Consider the following 13,915-nt stretch of genomic DNA (forward strand, 5'->3'; position numbering starts at 1 on the left):
CCGATGCGCGTGTCCGGTGCCCACTGCGCCCCCACCGACGCCGAACTGATCCGGTCCGTGCTGGCCGCCGCCCACTCCATGACCGTGGTCACCGACGGCCTGCGCAGCGAGGTCCGCCACCTCGACGGCTCCGACCCGATGGGCCGCCTGCACCTGCACCCCGCCGGACCGGACGGTGCCCACGGGCACGACGGCGGTCACGGACACGGGCACGGACACGAGCACAGGCACCAGCCCGCCATCCGGCTGGAGTTCACCGACATCGCCCCCACCCCCGTACGCGACCGGGTGCGCGCCCGCGTCACCCTGCTGGGCCGGCTCCTCACCCCCTACTCCGACGAATCCGCCGACTCCACCTGCATGGAGTTCGGCCAAGCCGTCCTGGAGACCTCGCGCGGCGTCACGTACACCGGACTCGAAGAGCTGGACGCCGCCGTCCCCGACCCGCTCGCCCCCTACGAGGCGGGCATGCTCACCCACCTCCAGGACGACCACCCCGACCTCGTCACCCTGCTCCTGCGCCTGGTCCGGCCGCTGCCCACCGCCGCCATGGTCCGCGCGCTGCCGGTGGCCCTGGACCGGTACGGGATCACCCTGCGCCTGGAGGAACGGCGCGGCCACCACGACGTGCGACTGCCCTTCCCCTCCCCGCTCGACCACGTCGAACAGTCCGGCGCGCAGATCCAGGCGCTCATCAGCGCGGCCCGGCGGCGCTCGCACCACAACACCCTCCCCGCCTGAGGAATAGCCGCGCGGGTCGCCCCGTTGGGGTTGATCATGAAAGCGATTACGTACGACGCATACGGAACTCCCGGCTCCCTGAAGCTCGTTGAGGTGCCGCAGCCCAAGGTCGGACCGGGCGAGGTGCTCGTCCGCGTGAAGGCCGCCGGCGTCAACCCGGTGGACTGGAAGCTCGCCGCCGGATACCTCGACCCGATCCTCGAAGTCCGCCACCCCGTCATACCCGGCTGGGACGTCGCCGGTGTCGTCGAGGCCGTCGGCCCCGACACCTTCGACCACGCCGTGGGCGACGAGGTGTACGGCTACGTCCGCAAGGAATGGGTGGAGCTCGGCACCTACGCCGAACTGGTCAGCGCCCCCGTCCGCACCCTCGCGCGCAAGCCCCGCGAGCTCACCTTCGAGCAGGCCGCCGGCATCCCGCTGGCCGGTCTGACGGCCTACCAGTCCCTCACCCGGGTGGGCCTCAAGGCGGGCGAGACCGTCGTCATCCACTCCGCGGCCGGCGGCACCGGCTCCTTCGGCGTACAGATCGCCGTCGCGCTCGGCCTGCGCGTCATCGGCACGGCGGGCGCCCACAACCACGACTACCTGCGCTCGCTCGGCGCCGAGCCCGTGCTCTACGGCGAGGGGCTGGCGGACCGGATCCGCGAGCTGGCGCCCGAAGGCATCGACGCGGGCCTGGACTTCTACGGCGAGGGCGCCGTCGAGATCCTCCAGTCGCTGGTCAAGGAGCGCGAGCGGGTCGTCTCCATCGCCGACTACGAGGCCGCCGCCAAGGGCGCCCACCAGCTGTGGGTGCGCCCCGACACCGCCGACCTGACCTTCCTGGCCGAACTGGCAGACGCCGGCAAGCTCACCGTCAACGTGGAGCACGCGCTGCCGCTCGCCGAGGCCGCCAAGGCCTGGGAGCTGAGCGCCGCCGGCCGCACCCGCGGCAAGATCGTCCTGACGGTCTGACGCACGCGCGAGGGGGCGGCCCACGGCGGACCGCCCCCAAGCCGTCTCTTCCGGCTCCTGCCCCTCAGGAAGTGATCGGTGGCGACGCCGGCGCCAGGGACGGCCCGACCGCCCGCAGCGCCCCGGGCGTTCGCCCCTCGCCCCAGCCGATCTCGCGCCGGTAGCTGCCGAGCAGCCCCCGGCGCACCAGCCCGGCCTCGTCCCGTACGGCCGGGTCCTCCGGCGCCGGCCGGGTCAGCGGGGACACGAACAGCGCGTCCACCGGGCAGTTGGCCTCGCACAGGAAGCAGGTCTGGCAGTCCTCCTGCCGGGCCAGGACCGGGATCCCGTCGGGACCGCGCTCGAACACGTCCGTCGGGCAGACCTCCACGCACTTGTCGCAGGCTATGCAACGCTCCGCCGAAACCAGTTCGATCACGCCGCCACCGCCGCCCGCGTCCACACCCGGTCCAGGCCGCCGACCGTGATCCGGTGGTGTTGGGCCGGATCCTGACCGGGGTGGTCCAGACGCCTGGCCATGCCCCGGGACTCGGTCCGGGCGAGCGCGGCCGCGTACATCCAGCGCGCGTGCGCCGTCATCGCCGCCGCCTGCCGGGCCCTGACCAGCTCAGCGCCCTCGCCGTGGAGCGAGGAACGCAGCCGCGACCAGGCCTCGTCGAGGGAGCTCAGCGACGCGGCCAGGACATCACCGCGGCGCAGGTAGTTCTTGTCGTACGGCAGCACCTCCTCCTGTACGAGGGCCACGGCCGCGCGGTGCTCCCCCGGGGGTCCGGGGGTCCCCGTCGGCCGCACTCCCGCTCCGCCGGCGCCGCTGACGGGGCGGGACCCGGCGTGCCCCGATCCGAGGGCGAGCGCGTGCAGGGCCGCGGCCCGGCCGGCCCAGCTGCCCGAGGAGATGGCCCAGGCGGCGTTGTGGCTGCCGCCTCCGGTGAAGCCGCCGCAGATCTCCTCGCGGGTGGCCGCGTCGCCGGCGGCGTACAGGCCGGGCACCCCGGTGGCGCAGTCGTCGTCGGTGATCCGAATGCCGCCGGTGCCGCGGACGGTGCCCTCGGCGAGCAGGGTGACGGAGAACCGGTCGCTGAAGGGGTCGATGCCGAGGCGGTCGAAGGTGAGGAAGAAGTTCGGCTGGGCATTGCGCATCGCCACCCGGGCCGGCTCGTCGGCCCGGTCGAGGCGGGCGTACACCTTGGCCCCGGTGAGCAGTTCGCGGGCGATGGCCGAGCGACCCCCCTGACTGGCGGCGCCCTCCAGGACGCTGCCGTCCTCCTGGTAGAAGGTGGCGAAGGAGTAGAAGGCGGTCTTGGTGACGGAGGTGCCCTCGGGGGCGATCCCGTAGGCGTTGGAGAACTCCATTCCGGAGAGCTCCGCACCGGCCTCGGCGGCGAACAGCGCTCCGTCGCCCGTGTTGGTGTTGGTGCCGAGCGCCCCGCTGAGGAAGGCGCAGCCGCCGGTGGCGAGGACCACGGCGCCGGCCCGGACCCGGTACGTCTCGCGGGCCTGGCGGCGGTAGCCCGCGGCCCCTGCGACGGCCCCGTCCGGGTCGGTGAGCAGCTCGGTGACCGGGCTGTGGTCCAGGATCCGCACCCCGGCGCGGCGGATCCGGATGCGCATCCGCCGCATGTACTCGGGGCCCTGGAGGCCGCCGCGCAGCTGGCGCCCGTCGGGGCCGGTGGGGAACGGGTAGCGGCCGGCGACGGCCAGCTCGTTCATCCGTTCGTACGTCTCGTCCAGGACGCGGGCCATCCAGCGGCGGTCGGCCAGGTATCCGCCGAGGCCCTCGCGGCTCGCCATGGCGGCCTCACGGGCCTCGGGCTGGGGCGGGACGTACCAGACGCCGGTGCCCCCGGCGGCGGTGGCGCCGCTCGTACCGCAGTAGCCCTTGTCGGCGAGGACGACGCGGGCCCCGGCCCGGGCCGCCTTCAGGGCGGCCCAGGTGGCGGCGGGCCCGCCGCCGACGACGAGTACGTCGGCGAGGTGTTCGCTCACGCCGACTCCTTCGTGTACCGGTTGACGGGGCGCGGCAGGCCGTAGTTCTCCCGGAGGGTGCGGCCCGTGTACTCGGTGCGGAAGAGGCCGCGGCGCTGGAGGATCGGCACGACGTGGTCGACGAAGTCGGTCAGGCCGGTCGGCAGGATCGGGGCCATGATGTTGAAGCCGTCGGCGGCCCCCTGCGTGAACCACTCCTCCAGCTGGTCCGCGATCTGCTCGGGCGTGCCGGCGAAGGTGCGGTGGCCACGGCCCGCGCCGAGGCGGGCGATCAGCTCGCGCAGGGTCAGCCCGTCGCGGCGGGCGAGCTCGGCGACGAGGGTGAAGCGGCTCTTGTTGCCGTTGATGTCCCGCTCCTCGGGGAGATCGGGCAGCGGGCCGTCGAGGGGCAGACCGGTGAGGTCCACGCCCAGCATCCCGGAGAGCTGGGCGAGGCCGTACTCGGGGATCTGGAGGTCGGTGAGCTGCTGCTCCAGGGCCTTCGCCTCGGCCTCGGTGGAGCCGATGACGGGGGCGATGCCGGGCAGCACGAGCAGGTCGCCCTCGGCGCGGCCGTGGCGGGCGAGCCGGGACTTGAGGTCCTTGTAGAAGGTCTGGCCGTCGGCGAGGGTCTGCTGGGCGGTGAAGACGGCCTCCGCGTACTGGGCCGCGAACTCCTTGCCGTCCTCGGAGGAGCCGGCCTGCACGAGGAGCGGGTATCCCTGCGGCGAGCGGGGCACGTTGAGCGGGCCGGCGACGCCGAAGTGCTCGCCGCGGTGGGCGGCGGGGTGGAGCTTGTCGGTGTCCGCGTAGATGCCTCGGTCCTTGTCGAGGACGATCGCGTCGTCCTCCCAGCTGTCCCAGAGCTTGGTGGCGACGTCGAGGAACTCGCGGGCGCGCTCGTAGCGGCGGGCGTGTTCCAGGTGCTCGTCCCGGTTGAAGTTGCGGGCCTCGTCGACGCTGCCGGAGGTGACGATGTTCCAGCCGGCGCGGCCGCCGCTGATGTGGTCGAGCGAGGCGAACTTCCGGGCCAGGTTGTACGGCTCGTTGAAGGTGGTGGAGACGGTGGCGATGAGCCCGATGTGCTCGGTGACGGCGGCGATCGCGGAGAGCAGGGTGATCGGCTCGAACCCGCCGAGGGCGTTGTAGCGGGCCTTGCCCCACAGGGCGACCCCGTCGGCGAAGAAGATCGAGTCGAGCCTGCCCCGCTCGGCGGTGCGGGCCAGCTCCTGGAAGTACGCGAGGTCGGTGGCCCGTTCGGGGGTGCTGTCGGGGTGCCGCCAGGCGGCGTCGTGGTGCCCGGCGTTCATGAGGAACGCGTTGAGGTGGAGGGTGCGGGATGCGGTCATGACTGTTCCTGGGGTGGGAAGAGGGGCGGAGCGGGCGGGGCGGGGGCGGTTACGGGAGGCGGTCGGGCGGACCCGGCCCCGAACGGGGGGCCGGGGCCGCGGGACCGCGCTGTCGGACGCCGCCCCCGCCGGGAGGCGAACGGCGTCAGGCGGCCGGGACGCGCCAGAGGCTGAGGCGACGTTCGACGGTGACCAGCAGCTGGTTGAAGGCCACCCCGATGGCGGAGATGGTGATGATGCCCGCGTACATCTGCGGGATGGCGAAGTTGAACTGGGAGGCGTTGATCAGGTAGCCGAGCCCCGCCTTCGCCCCGATCATCTCGGCGGCGACGAGTACGAGGATGGAGACGGCGCCGGCGAGCCGGATCCCGGTGAAGATGACCGGCACCGAGGCCGGGAGGATCACCTTCTGGAAGAGCCTCGGGGTGGACAGGTCCATCGAGCGGGCCAGCCTGACGAGGGTGGGGTCGGCGTTGCCGACGGCGCTGATGGTGTTCAGCAGGATCGGCCACACGCAGGCGTAGACGACGATCGAGACCTTCGACGTCTCGCCGATGCCGAGCAGCAGCACGAAGACCGGCAGCAGGGCGAGGGCCGCGGTGTTGCGGAACACCTCCAGCAGCGGCCCGAGCAGTGCGGCGACCGGCCGGTACCAGCCGATGAGCAGGCCGAGCGGGACCGCGACGACGACGGCGATCCCGAAGCCCCCGAAGGAGCGGGTGAGACTGGCCGAGGTGTGCTCGGCGAGCTGGCCGTTGCCGAGGAGGTCCCACCACGCCTGCGCGACGACGCTGAAGGGCGGCAGGAAGGTGGCGTCGACCAGGCCCAGCCGCGGCGCGGACTCCCATACGGCGAGCAGTGCGAGGAGGGCCGCCGAGCGCAGTGCGGCGGCGCGCAGCCACCTGCCCACGGCCCGCAGGGGCTGCCGGGCGGCAGCCGGAGTCGGACGGTCCTCCTCCCCGGCGCCGGGAGCAGCCTCGGACGCGGAGTCGCGCACCGCGTCGGCCGGGGCTCGGACGGCCGGCTCCGGCGCGGGGGCTTCGACGGCCGTAGTCCCAGTCACAGTCCCAGTCCCAGTCGCGGTCGCAGTCGCAGTCCCAGTCCCAGTCGCAGTCGCAGTCGCAGTGCCGACGGTGGTGGTGTCGACGGTGGTGTCGGTTCCGGTGCTCATACGGTGGCCTCCTCCTTCTCCAGTTGCTGGGCGCGGGCCACCTCGTCGTGGAGCAGGGTCCAGACCTCGTGGCGGTAGCGGGCGAACTCGGGGCTGGAGCGCAGCTCCTCGCCCTGGAGACCGGCGCTCCGCTCACCGAAGGAGACGGGGACGATCTCCTTGACGCGTCCCGGGCGCGAGGTCATCACGGCCACCCTCTGGCCGAGGTAGACCGCCTCCTCGATGCCGTGGGTGATGAAGACGACGGTCTTGCCGGTGCGCTGCCAGATGCGGCGCAGCTCGTCCTGGAGGGACTCGCGGGTCTGCGCGTCGAGCGCGGCGAACGGCTCGTCCATCAGCAGCACGTCCGGGTCGTACGCCAGTGAGCGGGCGATGGCGACGCGCTGGCGCATGCCGCCGGACAGCTCGTGCGGATGCCGGTCCTCGAATCCGCTCAGTCCGACCAGGTCCAGGAACTCCCGTGCTCGGTCGGTGCGTTCGCGCCTGGGCACGCCCGTGGCCTCCAGGCCGAACTCGACGTTGCCGAGCGCCGTCCGCCACGGCAGCAGCGCGTACTGCTGGAAGACGATGCCCCGGTCCAGACCCGGCCCGGTGATCGGCTCGCCGTCGAGCAGGATCCGCCCCGACGTCGGCCGGGACAGCCCGCCGAGGAGGTCCAGGAGGGTGGATTTGCCGCAGCCGCTGGGGCCCACGACCACCACGAACTCCCCCGCCTCGATCTCCAGGTCGATGCCGTCGAGGGCGGTGAACTCCTGCCTGCCCCGGCTCTTGTTCTTGGCCGGGAAGGTCTTGCCCACCCCCTCGAACACGATCTTCGCCATGTCCGGTCAGCCCTTTCCGAAGCCGTTGAACTCGTTGGTGTAGAGGTCGGAGGGCTTGAACTGGCCCTTCTTGATCTCGCCGCGCTCGCCGAGCCAGTCGAGCCACAGCTGGAAGGACTTGTCGGGGATCCGGCCCCCGTGCTCGGCGATCCCGTAGGAGCGCCAGTACTGCAGGGCGGCGGTGTCCTCGTTGCGGCCGCGCTTCTTGACGATCTCCGTCATCCGCGCGACGACCTCCTCGCGCGGGGTGGTGCGGGACCACTCGATGGCTTTGGCGACGCCGGTCGTGAAGGTCCGTACGGTGTCCGGGTTCTGCTTGATGAAGCGCTCGGTCATGATGTAGGTGCCCGCGCTGAACGGGCCGAGCAGCTCGGTGTCGGTGAACAGCGGGCGGATGCCGCCGGTGGCGAGGGCCTTGTCGCGCAGGATGCCGCTGAGCACGCCGACCTCGATCTGCTTCTGGCGCAGTACCTGTTCGGTGTTGACGGGCGGCACCACGAGGGGCTCGACCTTGGCCGCGTCCGCCTTGGAGAGGCCGCCCCGGCCCAGGTAGATGTCGAGGATGGCCTGGTAGTGCGCGCCCAGGGTGTTCATGCCGACCTTCTTGCCGATCAGGTCGTGGGCGGAGCGGATCGGGCTGTCCTCCAGGACGAAGTAGCCGCCGTAGGAGTACTGGTCGGAGCCGTAGGAGGAGATGACGGCCTTGATCGGGGCGTTGCCGGCGGCGAGCTTGATGACGGCGCCGTTGAAGGCGCTGCCGAAGTGGGTCTGGCCTGTGGCGGCGGACTGGATGTCCTGCGGGCCGCTGATGGTGTTGCCGACCCATTCGAGCTTGACGTCCTCGAAGTAGCCGAGGTCGGCGGCGAGTTCGGGGAGCGAGACCGAGCCGACGGCTCCCTGGTACTTCAGGGTCTTGATCTGGGAGCCCGAGCCGGAGCCCGAACCGCCGCCGTTGGCGGTGGCCGTGCCGCAGCTCACCGCGGCCGCCGAGATGCCGAGCAGGGTGAGGAACTGGCGACGGGAGGTGGAGGTCGAGGTGAAGGCTGCGGCCATGACGGTTCCTTGTCGGTACGGGTTGCGTGGTTACGGGGCGGCGGTGAGCGCGGTGGCGGGGACGGAGCGCAGGGCGTCGGCGAACTCGTCCACGGCCTGGTAGAGGTCCAGCTCCGCCTCGGGCCGCAGCCGGTCGGGGCCGTTGCCCCGCTCGACGGTGGAGTCGAGGACGAACCGGCCGGCGGTGACGTGTCGGGCGCCGAGGGCGGACAGGACCGGGCGCAGGGCGTAGTCGATGGTCAGGACGTGGGCGAGGCTGCCGCCGGTGACCAGCGGCAGGATCGTTTTGCCGGCCAGTCCGTCCTGCGGGAGCAGATCGAGGAACGCCTTGAGCAGACCGGTGTACGAGGCCTTGTAGACGGGGGTCGCGATGACCAGGCCGTCGGCCTCGGCCACGGCTTCGAGGGCCCGGCGGATCTCCGGCTCGCCGCGGCGGGCGGCGAGCAGATCGGCGGCGGGCAGGTCGCGTACGGAGAGGTGCGCGGTCTCGAAGCCGGAGTGGGCCAGGCGGCCCAGCACGTGTTCGGCGACCACGGCGGTACGGGAGTGGGCGGAGGGGCTGCCGGTGATGGCGAGCAGGCTGGGCACGGGGGCTCCTTGCGGGACGGTCAGGCGGCGGTGGTGGCAGTGGTGGTGGACGCGCCGGAGGCGATGCCGAAGGCCGGGTCCGGGACGGACTCCGGGGTGATCAGTCGCGAGGGCTCTCCGTCGGGGCCGACCGGGACGTCCCCGTCGACGGTCACGCGGCGCAGCGTGCGCTCGTGGTCGTCGGAGTCGTCCACGCCGTAGTGCTGGGTGGCGCGGTTGTCCCAGATGGCGACGTCGCCGGCCCGCCACTGCCAGCGGACGGTGTTCTCCGGGCTCTCGATGTGGGCCTGGAAGAGGTCGAGCAGGGCCCGGGAGTCCCGGCCGGTGAAGCCGTCGATCCGCTGGACGAAGTTGCCGAGCAGCAGGGTGCGTTCGCCGGTCTCGGGGTGGACGCGGACCACCGGGTGCTCGGTGAGGAACCTGGTCGAGGTGAACACCTCGCGGTACTGCGCCAGGGCCTCGGGCACCGCGTCGGGCTTGAGGGCGGCGTAGTCGTACTCGTTGGAGTGCAGGGCGCGCAGGCCGTCGGCGAGGGTCCGCAGGGGCGCCGGGAGGTTGGCGTAGGCGGTGGCGGTGTTGGCCCAGAGGGTGTTGCCGCCGTACGGGGGGATGGTGACGGCGCGCAGGATGGAGAAGGCGGGGTACGCGGGCACGAAGGTGACGTCGGTGTGCCACTGGTTGGCGCGGGCGCCGTGGTGCGAGTCGATGCCGAGGGCGTAACGGCCGTCCGCGGAGGGGACGGTGGGGTGCGCGACGGGTGCGCCGAGCAGTTGGGCGAAGGCCTCGTGGCCGGCCTCGTCGAGGTGGTCCTGGTCGCGGAAGAAGACGACCTTGTGCGCGAGGAGCGCGTCCCGGATCTCGGCGACGGTCGCCTCGGGGAGGTCTCCGCCGAGCTTCACGCCACCGATCTCGGCGCCGATGCGGCCGCCGATCCTGGTGACGGTGGTGGAGGTGGTGACGGTGGTCATGGGTGCTCCCTGGACTGGGCTGCGGCAGTTATTTCCGCTGCGGAAGAAATAGGCCTACGGAGGTACGCGGCACGGGACTGCAGGGCTACGGGGCTACGGGACGGCGGAGAGATCGCGAGTACGGGACGACGCGGGAACGGTGGCGCGGGTGGCGCGGGTGCGGGGTACGCGGGTGCGGGTGCTCGGAACGACGGGTGAAGACGACATCGGGGCGCGAGCCCCGCCCCGAGCCGGCCGGGCCGGATGCGGTTCGTACGGGACTCGGACCGGACGCCGCGGCACGGGCCCCCGCGGGACCCTTCCGACCCGGGGCACGACGCGCAGCACGCACCTGACGCGGGTCCGGACCCCACGGAACCCGGGCCTGCGCTCGGGGCACGGACCTCGGCGGGACACGGCCCCGAATCGGGACCCCGGCCCGCCGGACGCACTCGGCGCGGACTCGGGATCCGGGCCTGACGCGGATCAGGGCCCGGCTGCGCTCAGGCCCGGCGTCGGGCGTGAGCCCTTGCGGGACTCAGACCTGGCGCGGGGCGCTACAGCGGCCCGGACAGCCACCCGGCGCGGTACAGGGGCCGGGGGTGTGGAGCCGCGGGACAAGGAGTTCGTTCGCGGACATGTCCCGGAGCGTGTCAGCGCCCAAGCCCCCGGTCAACCCTCTCCCCGGGCCCTGCCACAAACCCGTCCCGCCCCCTGCCCACCCACCGTGACCTGCGCTTTCCCGCCGACCGCCCACCGCAAGACGTCTCTTCGGTCGGCCGAAAACCATGGCCGGATTTCATACCCCCGCAACGCCCCCGCCACGGGTCCGGCATCCGGTGTCCGACGTCCGGCACATCCGGCCCCGCCGGCGGTGCCAGGCGCGGGGTCCGGGGCGGAGCCCCGGGTCTTCGCCGCACCCGCCCCCGGGGCCAGGACACCCGCCTAGTGCTGTGACCGGAAAGGTTCACCGGGTCACAGCACTAGGGCCTGTCGTCAAACTCCTGTCGTCGCCCGGAGGGCGGCCCCGCGGCGTCTGGTGCGTGCTCTCGGTGCGCCGGGCGGAAGCCCGCGTACTGGACGTACTTGGGCTTTCGCCCGGTGCGGCGGGAGCGCGTGCCAGGCGTCGCGGGGCAGACGGGAGTTTGACGACAGGCCCTAGCCCCGCCGGGAACCGGCATCATCGGGGGACCCAGCCCCAGGAGCCCCGCATGCCCCCCACCGCCGGCGACAGCCGAGCCGCCGCGAACGCCGCCACCGTGCTCCGCACGGTCCTCGAGCACGGGCCCGTCGCGCGCAGCGCCATCGCCCGGCTGTCCGGGCTCAGCCCGGCCGCCGTGTCCCGGCAGACCACCGGCCTCCTCCGCAGCGGCCTGCTGCGCGAACTCCCCGGCCCCGCCGCGGGCGTCGGGCGCCCCCGGATCCCTCTCGACCTGCACACCGGCGCCATCGGCGGTCCCATCGCCGCCGGGCTGCACATCGGCGTGCCCTCGGCCACGTTCAGCCTCGTCGACCTCCGCGGCACGGTCCTCGCCCGCCGCACCTCCCCCCACCCGTCCCCCGGCGCCCCGGGCGCCGCCGGCATCGCCGACCGACTCGCCGCCTTCCTCCGCGAGTTCGACACCGGCCGCCCCCTCCTCGGCCTCGGTGTGGCCCTCGGCGGATGGGTACGGCCCGCCGACGGGACCGTCGTACGGCACGAGGCACTCGGCTGGCACGACCGCCCCCTCGCCGCCCAGCTCGCCGAGCGGCTCCGGCTCCGCGTCCGCGTCGACAACCACGCCCGCGCCGTCGCCCACTCCGAGATCCTCTTCGGCCGCCCCGAGGCCCGCCGCAGCATCGTCCACCTCTTCATCGGCAGCGTCGTCGACGCCGCGTTCGGCATCGAGGGCACCGTGCACCAGGGCCCCGGCGCGGCGGCCGGTGACGTGGCCCACCTCCCCGTGCCGGGAAGCCGTACGGTCTGCCCCTGCGGCCGCACCGGCTGCCTCCAGGCCACCGCCTCCGACGCCGCGCTCGGCGCCGAGGCCCTCCGCCTCGGCATCGTCCCGGAGCCCTCCGTCAACCTGCTCGTGGACGCCGCGGCGGCCGGCGACCCCCGCGCCGACCGGCTGCTGCGCGAGCGGGCCCGCGCCGTCGGCAGCGCGGCGGCCGTGCTCTTCGACGTCTTCAACCCTGCCGTCATGGTGATCACCGAGCTGTCGAGCGTGCTGCACGACGGCTACCTGGACGAGATCCGCGCGGCGGCCGCCGCCGTGTCCCGAACCGGCTCGGCGCCCGGTGACCCCGACCGCATCGTGGCGCCGCACGCGGGGCCCGCCGTACTGTCGGGGGCGGCCGCGACGGTCCTGCTCGGCCCGCTCTTCCGTGACCCCTCCCACCTCAATCGAGAGGGGGAGATCACACCGAGTGGTTATTGGTCGTTCACAGGCGCCCCCCTAGCATTCGAGCCATGACGGTCCTGCCTGACGACGGGCTCTCCCTGGCCGCCGAGTTCCCTGACGCGACGCATGAGCAGTGGCAGCGCCTGGTAGAAGGCGTGCTGCGCAAGTCGGGCAAGGAAGCCTCCGGCGAGGCCGCGGAAGAAGCGTTGTCCACGAAGCTCGAGGACGGGCTCACCACCCGCCCCCTGTACACCGCGCCCGCCGGCGCGCCCGACTCCGCCGGGCTGCCCGGTTTCGCCCCCTTCGTACGCGGGGGCCGGGCCGAGGGCAACGCGGCGGCCGGCTGGGACGTGCGCCAGCGCCACCTCGGCACCGACCCGGCACGGGTCAACGAGGCGGTCCTCGCCGACCTGGAGAACGGGGTCACCTCCCTCTGGCTGACCGTCGGCCAGGGCGGCGTTCCGGTCGATTCGCTGTCCCGTGCCCTGGACGGCGTCTACCTCGACCTCGCGCCCGTCTCCCTGGACGCGGGGGCCGAATACGCCGACGCCGCCCGGGCGCTGCTCGCCCTCTACGCGGAGCGCGGCATCGCACCGGAGGCCGTGCACGCCTCGCTGGGCGCGGACCCGCTGGGCCACGAGGCCCGCACCGGCGAAGCCCTCGGCCTCGCCGACGCCGTGGAGTTGGCGAAGGCGACCTCCGCCGATCACCCGCACGTGCGGGTGCTGACGGTGGACGCGCTGCCGTACCACGAGGCGGGTGGCAGCGCGGCCGAGGAGCTGGGCCTGTCGCTGGCCACCGGTGTCGCCTACCTGCGCGCCCTCACCGAGGCCGGTCTGGGCGTCGAGGCGGCCCTGGGCCGGATCGAGTTCCGCTACGCGGCGACCGCCGACCAGTTCCTGACGATCTGCAAGCTCCGCGCGGCCCGCCGCCTGTGGGCCCGCGTCGCCGAGGCGTGCGGGGCTCCGGCCTCCGGGGCCCAGCGGCAGCACGTGGTGACCTCGCCGGTGATGATGACCCGCCGCGATCCCTGGGTGAACATGCTCCGCACCACCGTGGCCTGCATGGCGGCGGGCGTCGGTGGCGCGGACTCGGTCACCGTGCTCCCCTTCGACCACGAACTGGGCCTGCCCGACGCCTTCGCGCGCCGCATCGCCCGCAACACCTCCACCATCCTGCTGGAGGAATCGCACCTGGCCCGGGTCATCGACCCGGCGGGCGGCTCCTACTACGTCGAGCGACTCACCGACGAACTCGCCCACGCGGCATGGGAGTTCTTCCAGACCGTGGAGAAGGCGGGCGGCCAGGCCGCCGCCCTGCGCTCCGGCCTGATCGCCGACCGCCTCGCCACCACCTGGGCCGAGCGGTCGAAGAAGCTCGCCAAGCGCCGCGAGCCCATCACGGGCGTCAGCGAGTTCCCGCTGCTCGCGGAGAAGCCCGTCGTACGCGAACCCGCCCCCGCGGCCCCCACCGGCGGTCTGCCCCGGGTCCGCCGCGACGAGGCCTACGAGGCGCTGCGCGCCCGCAGCGACGCCCACCTCGCCACGACCGGCTCCCGCCCGCGGATCTTCCTGGCCGCGCTCGGCCCGGCCGCCGCGCACACCGCCCGTGCCACCTTCGCCGCCAACCTCTTCCAGGCCGGCGGCATCGAACCGGTCCACGACCCGGTGTCGGTCGACCCGTCCACGGCTGCCGCGGCGTACGCCGCGAGCGGCGCCGACGGCATGGCCGTGCTCTGCTCCAGCGACGCGCTGTACGAGGAGCAGGCCGAGGCGGTGGCCGCCGCCCTGCGCGCGGCGGGCGCCACGACCGTCTACCTCGCGGGCAAGCCCGGCACCGCCGAGGCCGCCGTGGACGCGTACGTCTTCGCCGGCTGCGACGCGATCGCCGTGCTGTCCTCCGTACTCGACCGGATGGGAGTGCCTCGTGAGCAGTAGGC

12 protein-coding genes are annotated in these 13,915 nt (G+C 73.4%); 4 read left to right on the forward strand and 8 right to left on the reverse strand.

Annotated features, from left to right (window positions below; translation table 11 throughout):
• Positions 1-3: 3 nt before the first annotated feature.
• Together ACFYZL_RS25090 and ACFYZL_RS25095 are read left to right on the forward strand one after the other, a co-directional pair.
• Positions 4-741 carry a DUF2470 domain-containing protein gene (locus tag ACFYZL_RS25090; protein WP_384744145.1) on the forward strand — a complete coding sequence of 246 codons (738 nt, stop codon included), beginning with the start codon at positions 4-6 and terminating at the stop codon, positions 739-741.
• 36 nt (positions 742-777) lie between these two features.
• Entirely contained in the window at positions 778-1,698 is a 921-nt protein-coding gene (locus ACFYZL_RS25095) for an NADP-dependent oxidoreductase (RefSeq protein ID WP_384744147.1), read from the forward strand.
• A 64-nt stretch (positions 1,699-1,762) separates the two neighbouring features.
• Here the strand turns inward: ACFYZL_RS25095 and ACFYZL_RS25100 are convergent, their stop codons facing one another.
• The 8 genes from ACFYZL_RS25100 to ACFYZL_RS25135 form a co-directional block, all read right to left on the reverse strand.
• Positions 1,763-2,116, reverse strand: a complete 354-nt coding sequence (locus ACFYZL_RS25100; RefSeq protein WP_384744149.1) for a ferredoxin family protein — start codon at positions 2,114-2,116, stop codon at positions 1,763-1,765.
• On the reverse strand, positions 2,113-3,684 hold the full coding sequence (locus ACFYZL_RS25105) for an FAD-dependent oxidoreductase (RefSeq protein ID WP_388681792.1): 1,572 nt from the start codon (positions 3,682-3,684) through the stop codon (positions 2,113-2,115). Before ACFYZL_RS25105 ends, ACFYZL_RS25100 begins: the two co-directional genes overlap by 4 nt.
• Entirely contained in the window at positions 3,681-5,012 is a 1,332-nt protein-coding gene (locus tag ACFYZL_RS25110; protein WP_384744152.1) for an LLM class flavin-dependent oxidoreductase, read from the reverse strand. Before ACFYZL_RS25110 ends, ACFYZL_RS25105 begins: the two co-directional genes overlap by 4 nt.
• A gap of 145 nt (positions 5,013-5,157) precedes the next feature.
• Positions 5,158-6,075: an ABC transporter permease gene (locus ACFYZL_RS25115; RefSeq protein ID WP_388681796.1), complete on the reverse strand. Its 918-nt coding sequence runs from the start codon at positions 6,073-6,075 to the stop codon at positions 5,158-5,160.
• A 104-nt stretch (positions 6,076-6,179) separates the two neighbouring features.
• Positions 6,180-7,004 carry an ABC transporter ATP-binding protein gene (locus tag ACFYZL_RS25120; RefSeq protein ID WP_388681799.1) on the reverse strand — a complete coding sequence of 275 codons (825 nt, stop codon included), beginning with the start codon at positions 7,002-7,004 and terminating at the stop codon, positions 6,180-6,182.
• 6 nt (positions 7,005-7,010) lie between these two features.
• Complete coding sequence (locus tag ACFYZL_RS25125) at positions 7,011-8,057, reverse strand: ABC transporter substrate-binding protein (protein ID WP_388681802.1); 1,047 nt, start codon at positions 8,055-8,057, stop codon at positions 7,011-7,013.
• Positions 8,058-8,087: 30 nt separating this feature from the next.
• Positions 8,088-8,645 carry an NADPH-dependent FMN reductase gene (ssuE, locus tag ACFYZL_RS25130; protein WP_384744159.1) on the reverse strand — a complete coding sequence of 186 codons (558 nt, stop codon included), beginning with the start codon at positions 8,643-8,645 and terminating at the stop codon, positions 8,088-8,090.
• Positions 8,646-8,665: 20 nt separating this feature from the next.
• Entirely contained in the window at positions 8,666-9,613 is a 948-nt protein-coding gene (locus ACFYZL_RS25135) for a TauD/TfdA dioxygenase family protein (protein ID WP_384744161.1), read from the reverse strand.
• 1,190 nt (positions 9,614-10,803) lie between these two features.
• Between ACFYZL_RS25135 and ACFYZL_RS25140 the strand changes: the two genes are divergently transcribed.
• Both ACFYZL_RS25140 and ACFYZL_RS25145 read left to right on the forward strand, forming a co-directional pair.
• Positions 10,804-12,048: an ROK family protein gene (locus ACFYZL_RS25140; RefSeq protein ID WP_388681806.1), complete on the forward strand. Its 1,245-nt coding sequence runs from the start codon at positions 10,804-10,806 to the stop codon at positions 12,046-12,048.
• The gene (locus tag ACFYZL_RS25145) at positions 12,045-13,913 is read left to right on the forward strand and encodes a methylmalonyl-CoA mutase family protein (RefSeq protein WP_384744627.1); all 1,869 of its coding nucleotides are present in this window, start codon (positions 12,045-12,047) and stop codon (positions 13,911-13,913) included. The genes ACFYZL_RS25140 and ACFYZL_RS25145 overlap by 4 nt, the downstream gene beginning before the upstream one ends.
• Positions 13,914-13,915 lie beyond the last annotated feature (2 nt).

The organism is Streptomyces sp. NPDC001717 (assembly GCF_042892775.1).
Taxonomy (GTDB): Bacteria; Actinomycetota; Actinomycetes; order Streptomycetales; family Streptomycetaceae; genus Streptomyces.

Bases quoted from the DNA above. Each gene is read 5' to 3' on its own strand.
- ACFYZL_RS25090 (WP_384744145.1), top strand. From the start codon at position 4: ATGCGCGTGTCCGGTGCCCACTGCGCCCCCACCGACGCCGAACTGATC.
- ACFYZL_RS25095 (WP_384744147.1), top strand. From the start codon at position 778: ATGAAAGCGATTACGTACGACGCATACGGAACTCCCGGCTCCCTGAAG.
- ACFYZL_RS25110 (WP_384744152.1), bottom strand. From the start codon at position 5,012: ATGACCGCATCCCGCACCCTCCACCTCAACGCGTTCCTCATGAACGCC.
- ACFYZL_RS25120 (WP_388681799.1), bottom strand. From the start codon at position 7,004: ATGGCGAAGATCGTGTTCGAGGGGGTGGGCAAGACCTTCCCGGCCAAG.
- ACFYZL_RS25125 (WP_388681802.1), bottom strand. From the start codon at position 8,057: ATGGCCGCAGCCTTCACCTCGACCTCCACCTCCCGTCGCCAGTTCCTC.
- ACFYZL_RS25135 (WP_384744161.1), bottom strand. From the start codon at position 9,613: ATGACCACCGTCACCACCTCCACCACCGTCACCAGGATCGGCGGCCGC.
- ACFYZL_RS25140 (WP_388681806.1), top strand. From the start codon at position 10,804: ATGCCCCCCACCGCCGGCGACAGCCGAGCCGCCGCGAACGCCGCCACC.
- ACFYZL_RS25145 (WP_384744627.1), top strand. From the start codon at position 12,045: ATGACGGTCCTGCCTGACGACGGGCTCTCCCTGGCCGCCGAGTTCCCT.